The following is a 17,442-nucleotide window of genomic DNA, read 5'->3' as shown; positions in this document are numbered from 1 at the left end:
TAATTTCAACTCTAGCGTCTTAAGTAACGCTAATCAAAGTCATGTGGTGGTAGCACTTTATATTGGTCTATTGGTCGCTTTGTAGAGTTGCTATGAGTAACAAAGTGTTGCGACTTTGTTGAATTTTTGGTCTATTGACCAACTGTGCTCATATTTAGGAACGAAGATGAATAGAAATGTTTGGCTGCTTTCACTGTGTCAGGCCTTGTTGATGACGGGTAACATATTACTGATCTCTGTGATTGGTTTGATCGGTAAGCAGATTGCACCCAGTGTCAGCATGATCACCTTGCCGGTTGCACTGCAGTTTTTGGGTTTAATGGCAGCCACTATTCCAGCATCTTTAATTTCAGGCAAGTTAGGGAGAAAGCGAGGATTTAGCATTGGTAATGTGGTTGGCATTACAGGAGCTAGTCTTGCCACCTACGCACTGTCTCAACAACATTTCTATTTGTTTTGTTTCGCTACGTTCTTACTTGGGATAGGCATAGGTTTTGGCACGCTTTATCGTTTTGCTGCAATCGAGGTGTGTGATGAAAATGCCCGTCACCGAGCGATCTCTATCTCGATGGCTGGTGGCGTTTTAGCCGCGGTATTAGGACCAAATTTGGCGATTATGTCGCAACAGTGGTCGCAAGATGGCTTGTACATTGGTGCTTTTGCTTCTTTGATTGGATTGAACATTCTTGCGTTACTCATCTTACAAACAATTCAGTTTCCAAAAGTCTCTTTTAATAGTCAGGCACCTAAATCCGATCCTCTCAGTGTGATAGTAAAAGCGCCTAACTTTATTGGCGCAGTGTTTGCTGCCATGGTCGCTTATGCGGTGATGAATATCCTGATGACAGCAACGCCATTGGCAATGATTGGTTGTGGCTTTGACTTTACCAAAGCAGCGGGCGTCATTGAGTGGCACGTATTGGGGATGTTTGTTCCTGCATTCTTTACTGGTTCACTTATCGAGAAGTTTGGCTCAAGAATGATGATCTTGGCAGGCGGGGTTCTGTTCGTCGTCTGTATCGCGATTAACATTCATGGCGAATCTATCTGGCACTTCAGAGCGGCTCTAGTTGTGCTTGGTGTCGGTTGGAACTTTATGTTTATCGCGGCAACAGGTTTGTTTAGTCAGTCCTACCAATCGCAGAATAAAGCTAAGGCACAAGCGTTTAATGAATTTATTGTCTTTGGCTGTGTGACGATTACAGCGATGCTCTCTGGCTGGCTAGAATCGACAGCAGGGTGGCAGAACCTCAATATCTACGTATTACCATTCGTGTTAGCTGTTATCTTGCTGTTCGCATTCAGTGCTCGTAAATCGCGTATTCAAAAGCAGCCTGTGTAATGGCTCATCGAATGGTGGTTCAGTAAATTTGTTACTGTGATTAAAACCCTAGTATCTCGAACTGCGACCAATAAAAAGCCCTACCAAATCGGTAGGGCCTTTGCTTACGGCTTAAATAATAACGTTTTCTTAAAACTGCTGTCGTGGCTTATATCCTGTGACAACAGTACTTAAGCTTGTGTTGTAAATACGCATGACAGAGCCAGCGATGATTTACAGGTCGACCAAAATTGTCTTAGTGGTAATCCCACCTTGGTCATCGATTATCTTCAGTGTCACCTCGTGCTTTCCGTATGAAGGGAAGATTGACGTGAATGTGCGACCTCGTTTCACCTTTCCGTTTGGAAGTGTCCACTCGGTATCAACAATACGACCATCGCTGTCTGAACTTGTAGACCACATGGTTACCCAGCGGCCCAAGTGAATGTACTTCGCGCTCGCTTCTGGAAGGGCGTTTGGAGATTCAACACTCACTACGGAGCTAAATGAAGCGGTAGCGCCTTTGTCGTCGACAACAGTCAAGTTCACCGTGTATTCGCCCGCTTGCTCGTAAGACCAAGTTGGTGCCACTTCGTTACTTGTTGTGCCGTTCCCAAAGTCCCACAGGTAATGGGTGATCTCACCGTCTTGGTCTGAGCTGAAGTTGTTTACAGAAACATTCAGGCCAGTCACATTCAGCTCGAAGTTCGCAGTAGGAGCGACGTTGTGTTGGCTTACTTTAGATAAGCGAACCACGCCGTATTCGTTGTTGTCACTCTGATTCACAATATCGACCGCTAAACCAAACTCCGTCAGGATGCGTCCTGAATCAGGCGCTTGAGGCGATGTGTAATCTTGGTCATCCGAGAAGCTAGCATTGCCAACCAAACTGGTATCTTCGAGTACATCGTTGTCGCTGTTTACAAGACGCATTGGAGTATGATCTTTGAGTGAAAACGCTGCGTCTCGAACTTGGTAGCGTGTTTGAGCCGCTTCACCAGAGTTTGCCCACACCATGGCATTTTGGTCTGCATCGACCACGCCTAACCAACCTTCACCAGGGTGTTTACCTACCCAGTTGTCGGTGAGTGATTCGTCGACGTACCAAATGATCAAGCCAGGGTCGAATGACATCAGTTGTCCCATGCGTTTGATGTTCGCTAGGCCTTCATCAACATCCATGTGGCTGCGCCATTGCAATAGATAGTAGTGCTGCGCTTGATGGAATCCATTACTCAGCTTGTAACCATTAAGGGCGAAGGTGGAGTTGCTTTCACCATCGTCTATTGAGGTCACTTCACCATCGACAACAACAGCAAGGTTATCTAAATAGAAGCCTTCCATTGCTAAGCCGCCATCGGTGATGTATTCAAAAGACAGTTCCACTTCTTGGCCTGCCCATTGTGAAACGTCGAACTCAGCGTCGACCCATCCGCCAGATTCGCCGCCAATAGCAGGAACGAGGTCCGTGTTGTATGGATCGTCCATTGAGGTAATGTTTCCTGCAATGGCTTGTCCGTTGATTAGCACGCGCGCAAAGTCGTAGTCTTTTTCAATCTCATACCAAGTTTTGAAAGACAGCAGTGCAGAATCACCCGCTGGGATCATCAACTTGCGAGTCATACTGTTTTTCAGATCATCGCCTTTTTGAGAGTGGAATGAATACTCGCCCTCAAAGGGTTTCAGACTTTCAATCTGCTTTTCAGGAAGATCCACTTTGATCATGTTAGGACGACTGTTATCCGTTGTTTGGAACAGCGTATACACTTGTGGATTGTCTTCTAGGTCATCAATCGAGAGCTGATCATCGTTAACCCAACGTCCGCCAATCGATTTCTGTAGGAAGTGTTTTGCCAAAGAGCTGAATGCCGTTGGTTGTGTACCACCAATTTGACCAGCCCAACTGCCCGAAGACATGATTGACCAGTAAGAAACCGGTTCGCCTCTGCCTGTGTATTGCGTGTCATACTCGTCTGGTAAGCCTAAATTATGACCATATTCGTGGGCACAAACACCTGCAGCCGCATCAATCGGTTGAATGGTGTAATCGAACGCCGCGTATTGGCCACCAAAGCGATCTGGAAGCGAGCTAGAAGTACCTTCCAGTACATGAGTGCGACCAAGGTTGAATCGGTGAGACCAAATCGCATCAGGGCCTAACACGCCACCACCGGCTTCTTCGCCTACCGATGCATGAAACACCATCAGGTGGTCAATCACACCATCGGGTTCGCGGAAATTTCCGTCACCGTCGTAATCATAACGATCTTCAATATCGTAATCGGCAAGGTTGATGCTAGGATCTTGCGCCAGTTGATTCAACGCTTCGCGAACCAGTTCTTGTGCGTTGAGATCGTTGTCGGTCGTCGGGGAGTTACCACCATAGAAAGACGCAGGCTTAGAGGCGCGATACCAACCAGCAGCTTGGCCCGCAACGCTGTAACTATCACCTGATTCGCTTTGGTAATACTGACGCATCGAGATTAGGTTTTCGCCATTTGGACCTGTGTAGCCAGAATTTGAAAACAACAACTCTTGATAATGTTCAGGGTTGTAGCTCTCGTAGAGCATTTGCGTGTGCTCTTCGGTCAGCTTGTTGTTATCCCAGTTCAAATCAGGGAAATCGACCAACAGAGCGAGTACTTTATCGGTACGCTTGGTGCCGACTTCTAAAGCAAAGACACTCGCTTTTTTAACACCGGATCCTTTTTCGATGGCTTTGAGTATTTTCGCTCGTTGCTCAAGTGCTTTTTTACCGAATTGAGCGTCGCCTTTAAAACCGGAATTGATCTTATTTTTTAAGTAACGGTCAAGTGCGTCGTGTTTTGCCGTATCGGTTGCATCTTGGTCGACTAAGCCTTGTCTAACTAGCATTTCAATGAGTTTGTCTTCATTAACTACGCCTAAATCAATAGGTGTTTTTGCATAACCACTGACGCTAAATAGAGTAAGCATTGCTGAAGCCAACAATGTTTTTCTCATCATTTTCATTATATTTCCTTTTTATATTTCCATGTCGATATCAGTATCAACTTGCCTTATTCGGATCTGTTGGCCGAGTTTGGCCTAATACACTCTTGTGGTGTCTTATTTAACTGACGTGTGTTTGTTGTATGTTTTTTACCTTCTATCTCTTTTGTATTGGTTGTCTCTTTTCTATTTTTTGAATCAAACGGAGTGCTCTTCACTTTTTTAGCGTTGAGATAGATACGCAAAGCTTCTTGATTTTCCTCATAGGTTAAGCCTGAACAGATAACACCTTTTTTAATCAATGACTTCAGCAATAGTTCGTCGTTCTCAATAGTGGAAGCCTGTGACAGTGAGGAAAAAATTAGAACCATTAAAGCCATTGTTTTGTGTGACATTATTATATCAAGCCATCAGTTTTGATTATGTAACAAAATATATTTATAAAATCTACCAATCAAATGGATAATTATTACAATTAATTATTCGTTCCGGTTTCAACATTTAGAGTTAATATAAAATAAGGAGTGCTATTTATTCTATTGTCAGTTATTTAATGGGTTTTGTTGAATGAATAGTTGATAGTTTGGATGTTTAATAACATTGATTAGGTCGTGGTTATTATTCTGGAGGGCGCTTTATACAAGGCGTTGGGTTCTAACTAATAAGATAATTTTTTATTATCGGTGTTTTAAAATACGCATGTAATAACTGAGTCATTAGTAAATACCCATGCTCAAATTATTTTTACTCAAAATATCAATAATTAGGGTATTGAGAGTAACTTTCAGTGTTTCAATGACGTGAAATTTAACAATAGCAGAGCTGGTCGGGTTGTCACCGCCTGCTTGCTTAAAGCGAGTGAAACGGCTGAGAGAAGAGGGCGTGATTGTCGGTGGTGTGTCCATCATTAATCCAGAACTGACCGGCAGTAAGATGACTTTGGTTGTGTCCGTGGAAATGGAGCGTGATCGAGGGGATATTTACCAAATCTTTCGCCATTCTATTTCAAAGGCAGAAGAGGTCACGCAGTGCTATCAGATATCAGGCAGCTTTGATTTCATGCTGATTGTGACGGTCAAAGACATTCAAGCCAACGAAGACTTTGTGGAGCGAGTACTACGCAAAGATCTGAATATTCGTAAATTCCATACCTCTGTCTCAATGAGAACCGTGAAATTTACCACTGCCGTAAACTTAGATGAGTCGTGACTGTTGGCATGAGAAGATAGTGAAGTTATTAGCTTTGTGAGGTACTTAGCTAATATTTGTATAAATAGCAGGCATTTACACAAAATGTGACGTTCACATTTTGTCATAACTTTAATAATTGTATATATTCCTCGCCTAAAATAATAATTAACCTAAGTTAATATAATGACTGTCAGCTCATCTACTCAATCTCGTGAAACGCTTCTCAGCGAAAACGAACAACTTGTCTCTACCACTGATTTAAAAGGCGTGATTACGTACAGTAATGATGCTTTTTGTCGCATAGCGGAATACAGCCAACAAGAATTGCTAGGGCAACACCACAATATCGTAAGGCATAACGATATGCCGAAAGCCGCTTTTGCTGATATGTGGGTTAACCTAAAGCAAGGTAAAGCTTGGCGTGGCATCGTAAAAAACAAAACCAAATCTGGTCGGTTTTACTGGGTCGATGCTTATGTAACTCCAATTTACGACAATGGTAAGGTGAGTGGCTACCAATCTGTTCGTGTTAAGCCAAAGAATGAATGGATACAAGTTGCAGATAAGGCTTACCAAGGCCTCTTGAAGGCTGAAAAGTCGGGTCGCCAATGGTCATTAAAGATCAGTGACAGTGTTCGTTACGCCGTGTTGCTAGGCTCTTTGGCTGCGCCGTTAATTTCAAATCTCATTGAAGTAGGGCAAGTATCACAATGGTTGTTGAGCCTACTTCCTGTTTCAGCATTAGCACTGCTTTTCCGACAAGAGCTGATTGATACTCCACTGCAGTTGAAAAAGCTGCAATCTAAATTCGATAGTGTTAGTCGTCTTGTTTATTCAGGTAATAGTCAGTTCTCTATTGCCGATTTTCACTTAAAACTATTGTCTGCAAGAATCCACACCGTATTAGGTCGCATGACAGACTCAGCCAAGCCGTTACAAGATTTGGCTGACAACCTAAATGCGACGTCATTTGAAGTATCAGAAGCCTTAGATCAACAAACAAAAGACATTCTTCAAGTACGAGAGGCGACTGAAGAGGTTGAAGTCACCGCCAATGAGGTCTCTTCTCGCACAGAAGAAGCGCACCAGATTGTTGATGTAACTTTGCAAACCTGTGCTGGCGCTAAAGAAAGCATTAATCAAACTCATCAAAACTTAGAGAGCCTAGCTTCTCAGGCTGAAAAGGCGACTCAAACGACTTACCAACTGAGCGATCAAGCGCAGAGCGTAAGCAAGATAATGGAAGAGATTGGTGGAATCGCCGAACAAACCAACTTGTTGGCCCTGAACGCTGCGATTGAAGCGGCGAGAGCGGGCGAGCAAGGACGAGGCTTTGCCGTTGTTGCCGACGAAGTCCGTGCATTGTCGGGTCGAACCTCAAAGGCTACGGTTCAGATCAAAGAGAGCATCGATACCATGCTAACGACGATTGAAGGGTGGCAGAAAGATATTCTGGCGAACCGAGAGCAAACGGACGCGTGTGGTGATGTTGCTAAGGTAAGTGCAGAGCGCTTGTCGGAAGTCGAAAACCTAATGCAATCCATGAATGAACTCATGCAGTCTGTTGAAAGTTCTGCTCATAAGCAACGTGAGCTGTCGAGTGAGGTCAATCTGCATATGCAGTCTATCGCCTCGACCGCAGAACAAAACTTAGTGGCAACGCATTCTGTGAAAGACCACTCCACAGAGCTAAAAGAACAAGTCAATGAGTTCTACCAACTGGCAAAGCGTTTCGAAGAAAAATAGCCGTTAGATTTAATCCGAATGAGAGAAAAGACAAAAAAAGCCCCGTATTTTCATGCGGGGCTTTCTGTATGCATCAACCTATTGAAGGGCGAGACAATGTATTCAAGATTAAGCTAGAAGCTCTTTCGCTGTGTTTACTACGTTTTCAGTAGTGAAACCGAACATCTTGAATAGCTCACCTGCAGGTGCAGACTCGCCGAACGTTGTCATACCGATGATCTTGCCACCGAAACCAACGTACTTGTACCAGAAGTCAGCGATGCCAGCTTCTACAGCGATACGTGCCGTTACGTCAGATGGAAGTACAGACTCACGGTACTGCGCGTCTTGTTTGTCGAACGCATCAGTAGCAGGCATAGAAACTACGCGTACTTTCTTACCTTCAGCCGTTAGCTCAGCAGCAGCGTTAACCGCTAGCTCAACTTCAGAACCCGTTGCGATAAGGATAAGCTCTGGCTTGCCTTCACAATCTTTCAGGATGTAACCACCCTTAGCGATGTTTGCTACTTGCTCAGCGTCACGATCTTGTTGTGCAAGGTTTTGACGAGAGAAGATAAGTGCAGAAGGACCATCTTTACGCTCGATTGCTAGTTTCCAAGCAACAGCAGACTCAACTTGGTCACATGGGCGCCATGTGCTCATGTTTGGAGTTAGACGTAGAGAAGCGATTTGCTCAACTGGTTGGTGAGTTGGACCATCTTCGCCAAGACCGATAGAGTCATGCGTGTAAACTTGGATGTTCTGAGTTTTCATCAGAGCAGCCATACGCATAGCGTTACGCGCGTATTCCATGAACATTAGGAACGTTGCGCCGTATGGTACGAAACCACCGTGTAGAGCGATACCGTTCATGATAGCCGTCATACCGAATTCACGTACACCGTAATGGATGTAGTTACCAGAGAAGTCGTTCGCTTCAAGAGACTTAGAACCAGACCACATAGTTAGGTTAGAAGGCGCAAGGTCAGCAGAGCCGCCCATGAATTCTGGTAGCATAGCACCGAACGCTTCTAGAGCATTTTGAGATGCTTTACGTGATGCGATGTTTGCTGGGTTAGCTTGAAGATCAGCGATGATTGCCGATGCTTTCTCTTCCCACTCAGCTGGTAGGTCACCGTTTACGCGGCGTTTGAATTCAGCTGCCAGCTCAGGGTATGCTGCTTCATAAGCTGCAAGTTTCTCGTTCCACGCTGCTTCCTTAGCTGCGCCTGCTTCTTTCGCATCCCACTCTGAGTAAACTTCCGACGGAATTTCAAAAGGACCGTGCTCCCAACCTAATTCTTTACGTGTTGCTGCAATTTCTTCAGCGCCTAGTGGAGCACCGTGACAGTCGTGCGTACCTGCTTTGTTTGGAGAACCAAAGCCAATCACCGTTTTAGTGCAGATTAGAGTAGGGCGAGGGTCTGCTTTAGCCGCTTCAATCGCTGCGTTGATAGCGTCAGAGTCGTGGCCATCTACTGCTGGGATTACGTGCCAGCCGTAAGCTTCGAAACGCTTAGGTGTATCGTCAGAGAACCAACCTTCAACTTCGCCATCGATAGAGATACCGTTGTCATCCCAGAAAGCAACCAGCTTACCAAGACCAAGCGTACCTGCTAGAGAACATGCTTCGTGAGAAATACCTTCCATCAGACAGCCATCACCCATGAATGCATAAGTGTAGTGGTCTACGATGTCGTGGCCTTCTTTGTTGAACTGTGCTGCAAGCGCTTTCTCAGCCATTGCCATACCAACAGCGTTAGTGATGCCTTGACCTAGAGGACCAGTCGTTGTTTCGATGCCTGGTGCGTAGCCGTACTCTGGGTGACCTGGAGTCTTAGAATGCAGTTGACGGAAGTTTTTAAGATCTTCAATTGAAAGCTCGTAACCTGCTAGGTGAAGCAGAGAGTAAATCAGCATTGAGCCGTGGCCGTTAGACAGGATAAAACGGTCGCGGTCAGCCCACTCTGGGTTTGCTGGGTTATGGTTTAGGTGAGAGCGCCAAAGTACTTCAGCGATGTCTGCCATACCCATAGGTGCGCCTGGGTGACCAGAGTTTGCTTGTTGTACGCCGTCCATGCTTAGAGCACGAATAGCGTTAGCTAGATGTTTGCGATTCATAAGAACTTCCGAATAAAAATTAAGAAAAACAAAATTGATAAAAGTAGGGGAACTGAACGTTCCCCTATTTGAATTTGGTAAGAGTGATTACAGCTTAGCTGCGATCATGTCTTCTAGTTTGCCTTGGTCAACGGCGAAGTTGCGGATGCCTTCAGCCAGTTTCTCAACAGCCATTGCATCTTGGTTGTGGTCCCATAGGAACTCAGCGTGAGTCATCGCTGCTGGACGCTCTTTAGTACCGTTAGAGTCGATAAGTTTCTCAACTACTTCGCCTTCTGCTGCTTCTAGGTCTGCTAGAAGTTGAGGAGCGATAGTTAGACGGTCACAACCAGCAAGTTCAAGGATCTCGCCGATGTTACGGAAGCTTGCGCCCATAACAACAGTTTTGTAGCCGTGGTCTTTGTAGTAGTTGTAGATATCTGAAACTGAGATTACACCTGGATCTTCTGAAGCTTCGAAATCACGACCTTCTTTCGCTTTGTACCAGTCCATGATGCGACCTACGAAAGGAGAGATTAGGAATACGCCAGCTTCAGCACAAGCACGAGCTTGAGCGAAAGAGAATAGAAGCGTTAGGTTACAGTTGATGCCTTCTTTCTCTAGGATTTCAGCAGCGCGGATGCCTTCCCAAGTAGAAGCCAGTTTGATAAGGATGCGGTCGTTAGTGATGCCAGCGTCGTTGTACATTTTGATAAGTTGACGAGCTTTAGCAACGCTGCCTTCCATGTCGTAAGAAAGACGAGCATCGACTTCAGTAGAGATACGGCCAGGTACAACTTTTAGGATTTCTTTACCGATGTTCACGTTAAGCATGTCGCAAGTATCTTGAACTTGCTGTGCTTTATCACCGCTTTGCGCTTTTGCGTATTCGATAGAAGCATCGATTAGAGGAGCGTACTCAGCAATTTGAGCAGCTTTAAGAATTAGAGATGGGTTAGTTGTTGCATCTTCAGGAGTGTACTTGCTGATAGCTTCGATATCGCCAGTGTCAGCTACAACAGTTGTTAGTTTACGAAGTTGCTCTAATTTATTGCTCATTTTGATCATCCTATGTATCGCATAACACCTCATTAATGGGAGAGGTGTGGGCATTTGCAAGCTAACTAATGAAGTTCTCAATGTTTGTACCAGTGAGCCAAACTTACATTAATTTAAATTTTTCTCCGAACGAACATTTGCACAGAACATTTGATCGCTCGATGAGTAAATGATGTAGCCATATTTATCCGATCTAGCCCCAAAGTCAACGGTAAATAGTACTGTATGGTGACTTCAGTCAAATATATTTCGCTCTAGTAATCATGGGCTATGCAAGCAAACGTTTAACGAGCAAAGTGAGGTGAATTAATCAACAACAAAACCATGGTTATGACTGTGAGCAAATGTACCTTGCTGTTACATATGTTCGGGGTGTAAACTTGTGTATCACTTGCTTAAGCATCGAACATTTGTTCTTCAAGCAGGTAAAATAATTGTTAAATATTGGTTGAGTGGTATATGAGTAAGAATATCCAAGATGTTTCCGAAGAAAACACTGATCTCCTCACTGAAGTCGCGGTTGCTTATTATCAAGATGGTGCCACGCAAGAAGAGATATCTAAAAAGTACTCTATCTCCCGTGCAAAGGTTGGTCGAATGCTCAAGCAAGCCCGAGATGAGGGCATTGTTGAGATCACCGTGAAATACCACCCTGTCTTTAGTGCGAAGATCGAGCAACGTTTGATCGAACGATTTGGTGTAAAGCGTGCGCTTGTGGCACTAGACCAACCGAATGAAGAGAAGCAACGACTCCAAGTAGCCGGTTTAGTGTCTAACTATCTTACCAGTACACTGAAAAACGGTATGGTGGTGACAGTAGGGCAAGGGCGAAACGTATCTTCTGTTGCTCACCACACTGGCGTAATTACGCCACGAGACTGTAAATTCGTGTGTGGTATCGGCGGTATTCACCCAAGAGGCGGTATGTTTAATGCCGACCATATATGCAGGCAGCTAGCCAAAAAGTACGGTGGATCTTCTGAAACCTTATACGCGCCGGCTTATGCCGAGAATAAAGCGCAAAAAACCGCATTTATGGAAAACAGCACCGTTAAGCAGACACTCGATCTCGCTCGAAAAGCCGATGTTGCATTAGTCGGTATCGGTGATATGAGTGAAAACAGCTATATGGTCGACTTAGGTTGGTTTACCGCAGGTGAGGTCGTTCAATCTCGTTTATTGCAAGGAGTCGTCGGTGACTTTGCGGGTTATGACTTTTTCGATGTTCACGGTAAAACAGCAAACACAGTAATGAGTGACCGTGTGATTGGTTTGGCCTTGGAAGAATTCCGCCCAATTGCAGAAGTCATTGCCATTGCAGCCGAGAACAGTAAACCACTCGCTTTGTTAGGTGCACTAAGAACCGGCGTGGTCGATGTGATAGCGACCAGCGTAAGTAATGCTTTAACGGTACTTAATTTGGACGAACAACTTAGCGTGAATAAACCATACGGCAGTGAATAGTAAGATATTTGTGCTTCGTTGAATTCACTATTTGAGTAATCATGGAAAATCCTCTGATGAAACCAGTGCAATAAGGGGGATAACTATTAGACATGACTCGAATAGTGAATTTGTTCAGCGGTTGAAAGAATTATCACTCTTTAATGTTAAGCCACACTAAAGGAGATAATTATGAAACTGTCATTTATCACACACGCTATTTCTAGCAACAGTGACCAATCAAGTTCTATCTTTAAATCTATTTCTATCTTTGGGCTTAGCTCAATAGCCACGGCTTGTATGCTCACACCTACAGTACATGCCGATGATAAAGTCGTCGCAGGGTATTTTGCGGATTGGCAATATCTGAATAAAGACAACCCTTATACCGTTGACGACATACCTGCAGACAAGCTCTCACATATTATTTACGCCTTCTTGAGCATGTGTGGTCCTCATAGCGGTGCTGGTGAGCCCGTCCAAAAACAAATTCAGCAGCAATGTGCAGACAAACAACCATATACCGCGATTATTGTGGATAAAGAAGCTGCGTTAGAAGTCGATTTCGGAGACGTGGGTGTTGATGTCGCCTATAAAGGTCACTTTGCCCAGTTAGCTCAACTGAAGGCCGACAATCAAAATATCAAAATTTTGCCCTCATTTGGAGGGTGGACAATGTCTGAACCTTTCCATGCGATGGCGAAAGATCCTCAAGCCATTGCGCACTTTTCAAAAACTGCTGTTGAATTGATCCAAAAATACGACTTCTTTGATGGTATTGATCTTGATTGGGAATACCCAGGAGGCGGCGGCTTAACCACTTCGCCTTGGAACCCAGAGACGAAACTAACGGATGAGCAAAAAGCGCTAGAGCGTGAAGCTTTTACTCTTTTAGTAAAAACAATCAGAAGTGATTTGGACGCTCTATCAAAGACGACTCAAAGAGATTACGAGCTTTCAACGGCTGTCGGTGTTGGTGCTAAGGCAGCTCAAATTGACTGGAACGCAGCTAGCCCATATCTGACGAACATGTTTGCGATGACGTATGACTTCCTCGGAGGCTGGGGAACTCAAACAGGTCACACAACAAACTTACATGCCACCGAGCGTAGTTGGTGGGGAATGGGAGCTGATGTCTTCATTAATCAGATGATAGAGCAAGGTATTCCTAGCGAGAAGCTCGTGATCGGGGCGGCTTTTTATGGTCGAGGTTGGCAAGGGACAAAAGACTTTGCTGGAGAGCTGCCTAAAGGTGACCTAGTTTCTGAACAAGGGGCGCAGTTTGGTACCGGTGAAAACGGTTACTTCATGTTTTGGGATCTTATGAATAACTACAGTAGTAAACAAGGTTATGAGTATAAGTATGATGAGCAAGCTCAAGCACCTTATTTGTGGAACCCAGATAAAAAAGTATTCATATCTTTTGAAGATCAGCGTTCTATTAAAGCAAAGGCAGAATGGGCGAAGAAATCAGACCTAGGCGGCATTTTTACTTGGGAATTATCAGGAGATCCTTCCGGGCAGTTGATCGATGTTATGCATAGTGAAATGAATAAAAAGTGAAATGAATAAATAACTGAACAGAAAATACCTAGAAAATAAGGTAGGTGTTTAGCCGCCTACCTTATTTAGCTCGTCTATTTAACTCACGTTCTTAAACAGAACATTCCGCGTGCTCGGTCACTTTCTTGTTTAGGTGAGTAGCCAGCTCATCATAAGGAATAGGGCGAGAGAAGTAATAGCCTTGCATTAAGTCACATCCACATGCCTTTAGAATTGCGAAGTGTTCGTTTGATTCTACGCCTTCTGCTAATACCACCATGCCGAAGTTCTTACCGATTGCGATGATGTTTTGCACCATGGTGAGTGACTGCTGATCGACAGCAATGTTCTCAATAAAGCTCTTATCGATTTTAAGTTCATCGATAGGCAGTGCTTTCAACATACTTAGTGATGAATAACCTGTCCCGAAATCATCTAAAGAGATCTTTATATTCTTCTCTTTGAGGGCTTCAAAAGTCGGTTTCACCAAAGTCACATCTTCAATGAACAAGCTCTCGGTAATTTCTAGCGTTACACAGCTAGGAGAGAGTTGATACTTTTCTAGTGTCGCGAACAAGTGCTCAGAGAAGGATTGATGAGAAAACTGACGCACTGATATGTTGATCGACAGCCCGATTTTTTGTTCTGTTGTTCGGTGCAAGTGGGCGATCTGCATAATGCTGGACTCAATAATAAAAGTCCCCAGTTTTTGCATTAACCCCGTGTTCTCTGCTATCGGTATAAAGACATCTGGCGGAACAAAACCCAATTCCTCATCAATCCAGCGCACGAGTGCTTCTACACCATGAATACTTTCATTTGCACGAACCAGCGGTTGGAAAACCATGAACAGCGTTTGTTTCTCGATAGCGATGCGTAGCCTTTGTTCTACTTTCATTTTGTAGAGATGAGCATCTTGCATTTCCGTTGTGAAAATACTGTACGAGTTTTGCTGCTGTTTCGCTTTGTACATTGAAATATCGGCAGAACGTAACAGGCTATCCAGATCTTTTCCGTGTTCTGGGAAACGCGCTACACCGATGCTGCAACCTAACAAAAACTGAGCGCTTTCAACTTCATAAGGTTGAGAAAGCACTTCAATAATGCGCTTGGCGAGTCGTTTAATTTCAGCTTCATTCGACAAGGGCGTCAAGAACAAAAACTCATCACTGGATTCACGTACCAATAGGCTGAGGCGAGATCGGAACCTCATCAAACGCAAAGCGATCTGTTTGAGAACCTTATCTCCAAAGTCATGCCCGTGGGTGTCATTGACGCATTTAAAGTTATCGATATCGATAAACAACAGCGAAAACGGCTCTGACTCATCGTCAATCCATTTACCAATGTTTCTACGCATGTACAAACGGTTTGGCAGAGAGGTTAAAGGGTCATGGTTCGCCTGATAAATGAGTTGGCTACGAGTCCGTTGTTCATTCTTGGCAATCGACTTAACCAAAAAGTAGAAACCAAACTGAAGAAAAATAAAGGCAACGAAAAGAATGCTGAACTCTTGTATGAATATACTATCGACGTGAGTTAGATCCGTACGTCCTACCACCCATAATTTGTAGTTTGGGATGTATTTCGCGCTCATCAAAGAGTGGTACTCTTCATCGTCGACGACAAAAGAATAGGTTTCTTGCCCATTCATCGCTTCTTGTACGCTAATTCCGAAGTGGTCGGTAAAGATACTTGCAATACGCTGTATGACATCTTTGCCGACTGGAGAGGAATAGGCACTCTCAGATTCAATATCACTTGAATAAAACTGGCGATAGCTGTCTTTTCTGATCAGGCTTAGTGTATTGAAACTTCCGGCGTGAGCATTATTTTCAAATACGATCGTTGCGTCTAATCGTAGCCCTGCGGTCATTACTGCATCGGTTTTCTTGCCATCGATTGAAATGGATTTTCTCAGCGGGATGACTAAGCTATTCAACGAATCTTGAAAATAGGTACGGCCAAGCACCATGCTACTGCTTGATAGGGCGTCTAGGAAGGAGCCTCTGGTTGGCGCGTATTGCAGCAAGTTCCTTTGATTCGCAAGTTCGAGATTTGAGCTAATCGAGAGGTAATCACCGTCGGTGTTCAACAAGCCAAACGCTGCTATCGCAGGGTGGGTCTCAAGTAGCTTGTCTAATATTGGCCTAATCTGGATAGATGCAGTACGTGTGAAATCAGACTGTTGAGCCAGCTGATGGCCAACCACTTCTAACAAGGCTTCTTGACTGGTCAGCAGCGAGTTGACGGAGCTAGAAAAAAGCTCAACCTGAATGTGTTGCTGCTCTATGAAGTCGTCTCTGTTTGCTTTCCAGTTTGTTATTCCCAACGCGGCGAAAAGTATCAGGGTCAGTAGTACGACAAACGCGTACAGCGACCAGATATTTTGCTTAAATAGAGCCATGAGATGCCTTTGTTGGTTACTACTTTTAACAGACTGCAAGTGACAAACTATTGGGTTGTCAGCGCGATTCATGCAACGAAAAATACAAACATCAATGATGAAAGTATTAATGATTAAATAGTGTAACGACTACGAGCAGAGATTCTTGAGTGAAAAATTAGTATTCATAACGTCGATAACGATTAGTTTATGATTAATCACGAATTATGGTTAGCAAGTTGATGTGGGTTACAAATCAAACGGCGTGAATCGAGTCTTGGTCTTAAATGAACATAGCGTTAACTGCGACATAGAGGCTTACTTCATGAGACGTGGGGCCATCATTATCAGTAAGCTCTTTATGCATGCGCAGTATATTCTAATAGTTGCATTAAGCGAAGTTGAATTACTTTTTAGTCACGGCGATAGGGAGTTTGTCGTTAGCACCCCATTCCGTCCATGAACCATCGTAAACACCCATTTCACCGTTATAGCCAGCGAGTTTAGCGGCTAATAATATGATGCAAGCTGTTACGCCAGATCCACAGCTAAAGAACATAGGTTGAGAAGGCGTTAATTCTAGCGTTGAAAAGATATCAATAAGCTCTTCTTGGGACTTTAACTTGCCGTTTTTGAGTACTTGGGCAAATGGTAGGCAAATAGAATTCGGTATATGGCCACTACGCAAGCCTTCACGTGGTTCAGGAACTTCTGAATCGAAACGAGCTTGAGAACGAGCATCTACAATGTTTGCGCTCTTGTCAGTTGAGTAACCTTCAATCTGCTGAGCACTGACAAAGTAGTTGTCTTGAATATGGCCTTCAAAATTGCCCGCTTTTACTTCGGTGCGATAGTCAGTCTCGGTCGCGTAACCGGCTTCGATCCAAGCTGGCAAACCGCCATCTAAGATGAATACATCGTTGTGTCCCATTGCCATAAACATCCACCACGCACGAGGAGAAGCGAAGGTTCCGGAGTTATCGTAAACCACAATCGTACTGTCTTGATTGATGCCAATTTCTTTTGCGCGAGTGTTGAAGTGTTTTTCGCTCGGAAACATGTGAGGAAGCAGAGTGTGCTTGTTACAAAAGTCTTTGTCGTAGTCAAAACGAATAGCACCAGGAATCATTTGTCCTTTGATCTTTTCTGACTCGCTTGGAATTTGAAACTCGATGCTGGCGTCGAGGATGATGATATTGTCTTCTGCTAGCAAACGTTGTTGAAGTTGTTGTGGTGAGATGAGTGGCTGATTCATTATTGTTATATCCATTCTTGTTGTTTTAGCGATTCTTACTGTTTTAGCGAATACAGTGGTAGAGCGATTACTGTTGCTTTTGCGAATACAGTTGCTTTACGAATACCGTTGTTGCATCGATGGCTACTGTGCAGCTCGACAGTGGATGAACTGATAACTGCTTTGTCCGGTTATTTGATTGTTTAATGTATCAAGCGCGACCACAGAATCAATAGGGCAGTCTGTGGTAGGAGCAATAGAGAGCCGAAATACGTCATTATCTTTTGTCTGAACCGTCAGATAACGCCTGTGCCCATCTAAGGATTGAGTAAGCGTGTTCGAAATTACTTTGGCTTGAATACGTTGCCCCGTCTCTGATGTTAGCGGGAAATAGGCAAGGGCAACTAACACGCCTACGCCACACATTAAGATAAATAGACCTATTTTTAACTGTTTCATGAGAGTAAGTCT

General features: G+C 44.1%; 11 protein-coding genes and 1 pseudogene. 5 read left to right on the top strand and 7 right to left on the bottom strand.

All coding sequences use genetic code 11. The features are described 5' to 3' along the window. Nucleotides 1-166 precede the first annotated feature (166 nt). Complete coding sequence (locus AB4375_RS02870; RefSeq protein WP_017061890.1) at nt 167-1,342, top strand: MFS transporter; 1,176 nt, start codon at nt 167-169, stop codon at nt 1,340-1,342. A gap of 213 nt (nt 1,343-1,555) precedes the next feature. Here the strand turns inward: AB4375_RS02870 and AB4375_RS02865 are convergent, their stop codons facing one another. Continuing rightward, nucleotides 1,556-4,312 carry an immune inhibitor A domain-containing protein gene (locus tag AB4375_RS02865; protein WP_372050993.1) on the bottom strand — a complete coding sequence of 919 codons (2,757 nt, stop codon included), beginning with the start codon at nt 4,310-4,312 and terminating at the stop codon, nt 1,556-1,558. Between the two features lie 47 nt (nt 4,313-4,359). Continuing rightward, on the bottom strand, nt 4,360-4,686 hold the full coding sequence (locus tag AB4375_RS02860) for a hypothetical protein (RefSeq protein ID WP_372050992.1): 327 nt from the start codon (nt 4,684-4,686) through the stop codon (nt 4,360-4,362). A gap of 409 nt (nt 4,687-5,095) precedes the next feature. On the opposite strand from AB4375_RS02860, the pseudogene AB4375_RS02855 reads away from it, so the two are divergent. Together AB4375_RS02855 and AB4375_RS02850 are read left to right on the top strand one after the other, a co-directional pair. Next, nucleotides 5,096-5,500: pseudogene (locus AB4375_RS02855) on the top strand (Lrp/AsnC family transcriptional regulator); the annotation flags it as partial. 165 nt (nt 5,501-5,665) lie between these two features. Next, nucleotides 5,666-7,228: a methyl-accepting chemotaxis protein gene (locus AB4375_RS02850; RefSeq protein WP_372050991.1), complete on the top strand. Its 1,563-nt coding sequence runs from the start codon at nt 5,666-5,668 to the stop codon at nt 7,226-7,228. Between the two features lie 108 nt (nt 7,229-7,336). Here the strand turns inward: AB4375_RS02850 and tkt are convergent, their stop codons facing one another. Both tkt and tal read right to left on the bottom strand, forming a co-directional pair. Beyond that, entirely contained in the window at nt 7,337-9,328 is a 1,992-nt protein-coding gene (gene tkt, locus AB4375_RS02845; protein ID WP_009845572.1) for a transketolase, read from the bottom strand. 87 nt (nt 9,329-9,415) lie between these two features. Then, nucleotides 9,416-10,366, bottom strand: coding sequence for a transaldolase (gene tal / locus AB4375_RS02840; RefSeq protein ID WP_009845571.1), 951 nt, complete (start codon nt 10,364-10,366; stop codon nt 9,416-9,418). 459 nt (nt 10,367-10,825) lie between these two features. On the opposite strand from tal, the gene AB4375_RS02835 reads away from it, so the two are divergent. Then, entirely contained in the window at nt 10,826-11,830 is a 1,005-nt protein-coding gene (locus AB4375_RS02835; protein WP_017064428.1) for a sugar-binding transcriptional regulator, read from the top strand. Between the two features lie 171 nt (nt 11,831-12,001). Beyond that, on the top strand, nt 12,002-13,372 hold the full coding sequence (locus AB4375_RS02830; protein ID WP_170962816.1) for a glycoside hydrolase family 18 protein: 1,371 nt from the start codon (nt 12,002-12,004) through the stop codon (nt 13,370-13,372). 91 nt (nt 13,373-13,463) lie between these two features. Here the strand turns inward: AB4375_RS02830 and AB4375_RS02825 are convergent, their stop codons facing one another. The 3 genes from AB4375_RS02825 to AB4375_RS02815 form a co-directional block, all read right to left on the bottom strand. Then, nucleotides 13,464-15,758, bottom strand: coding sequence for a bifunctional diguanylate cyclase/phosphodiesterase (locus AB4375_RS02825; protein WP_102333910.1), 2,295 nt, complete (start codon nt 15,756-15,758; stop codon nt 13,464-13,466). Nucleotides 15,759-16,143: 385 nt separating this feature from the next. Then, the gene (locus tag AB4375_RS02820; protein WP_017065718.1) at nt 16,144-16,992 is read right to left on the bottom strand and encodes a sulfurtransferase; all 849 of its coding nucleotides are present in this window, start codon (nt 16,990-16,992) and stop codon (nt 16,144-16,146) included. Between the two features lie 123 nt (nt 16,993-17,115). Beyond that, nucleotides 17,116-17,430 (bottom strand): hypothetical protein, encoded by a 315-nt coding sequence (locus AB4375_RS02815; protein ID WP_017061706.1) that lies wholly within the window; start codon nt 17,428-17,430, stop codon nt 17,116-17,118. Between the last annotated feature and the right edge of the window lie 12 nt (nt 17,431-17,442).

Source organism: Vibrio sp. 10N.261.51.C6 (assembly GCF_041471785.1).
Classification (GTDB): domain Bacteria; phylum Pseudomonadota; class Gammaproteobacteria; order Enterobacterales; family Vibrionaceae; genus Vibrio; species Vibrio crassostreae_C.
Note: the sequence above shows the minus strand (reverse complement) of the source record. Positions and strands in the feature narration are given on the sequence as shown.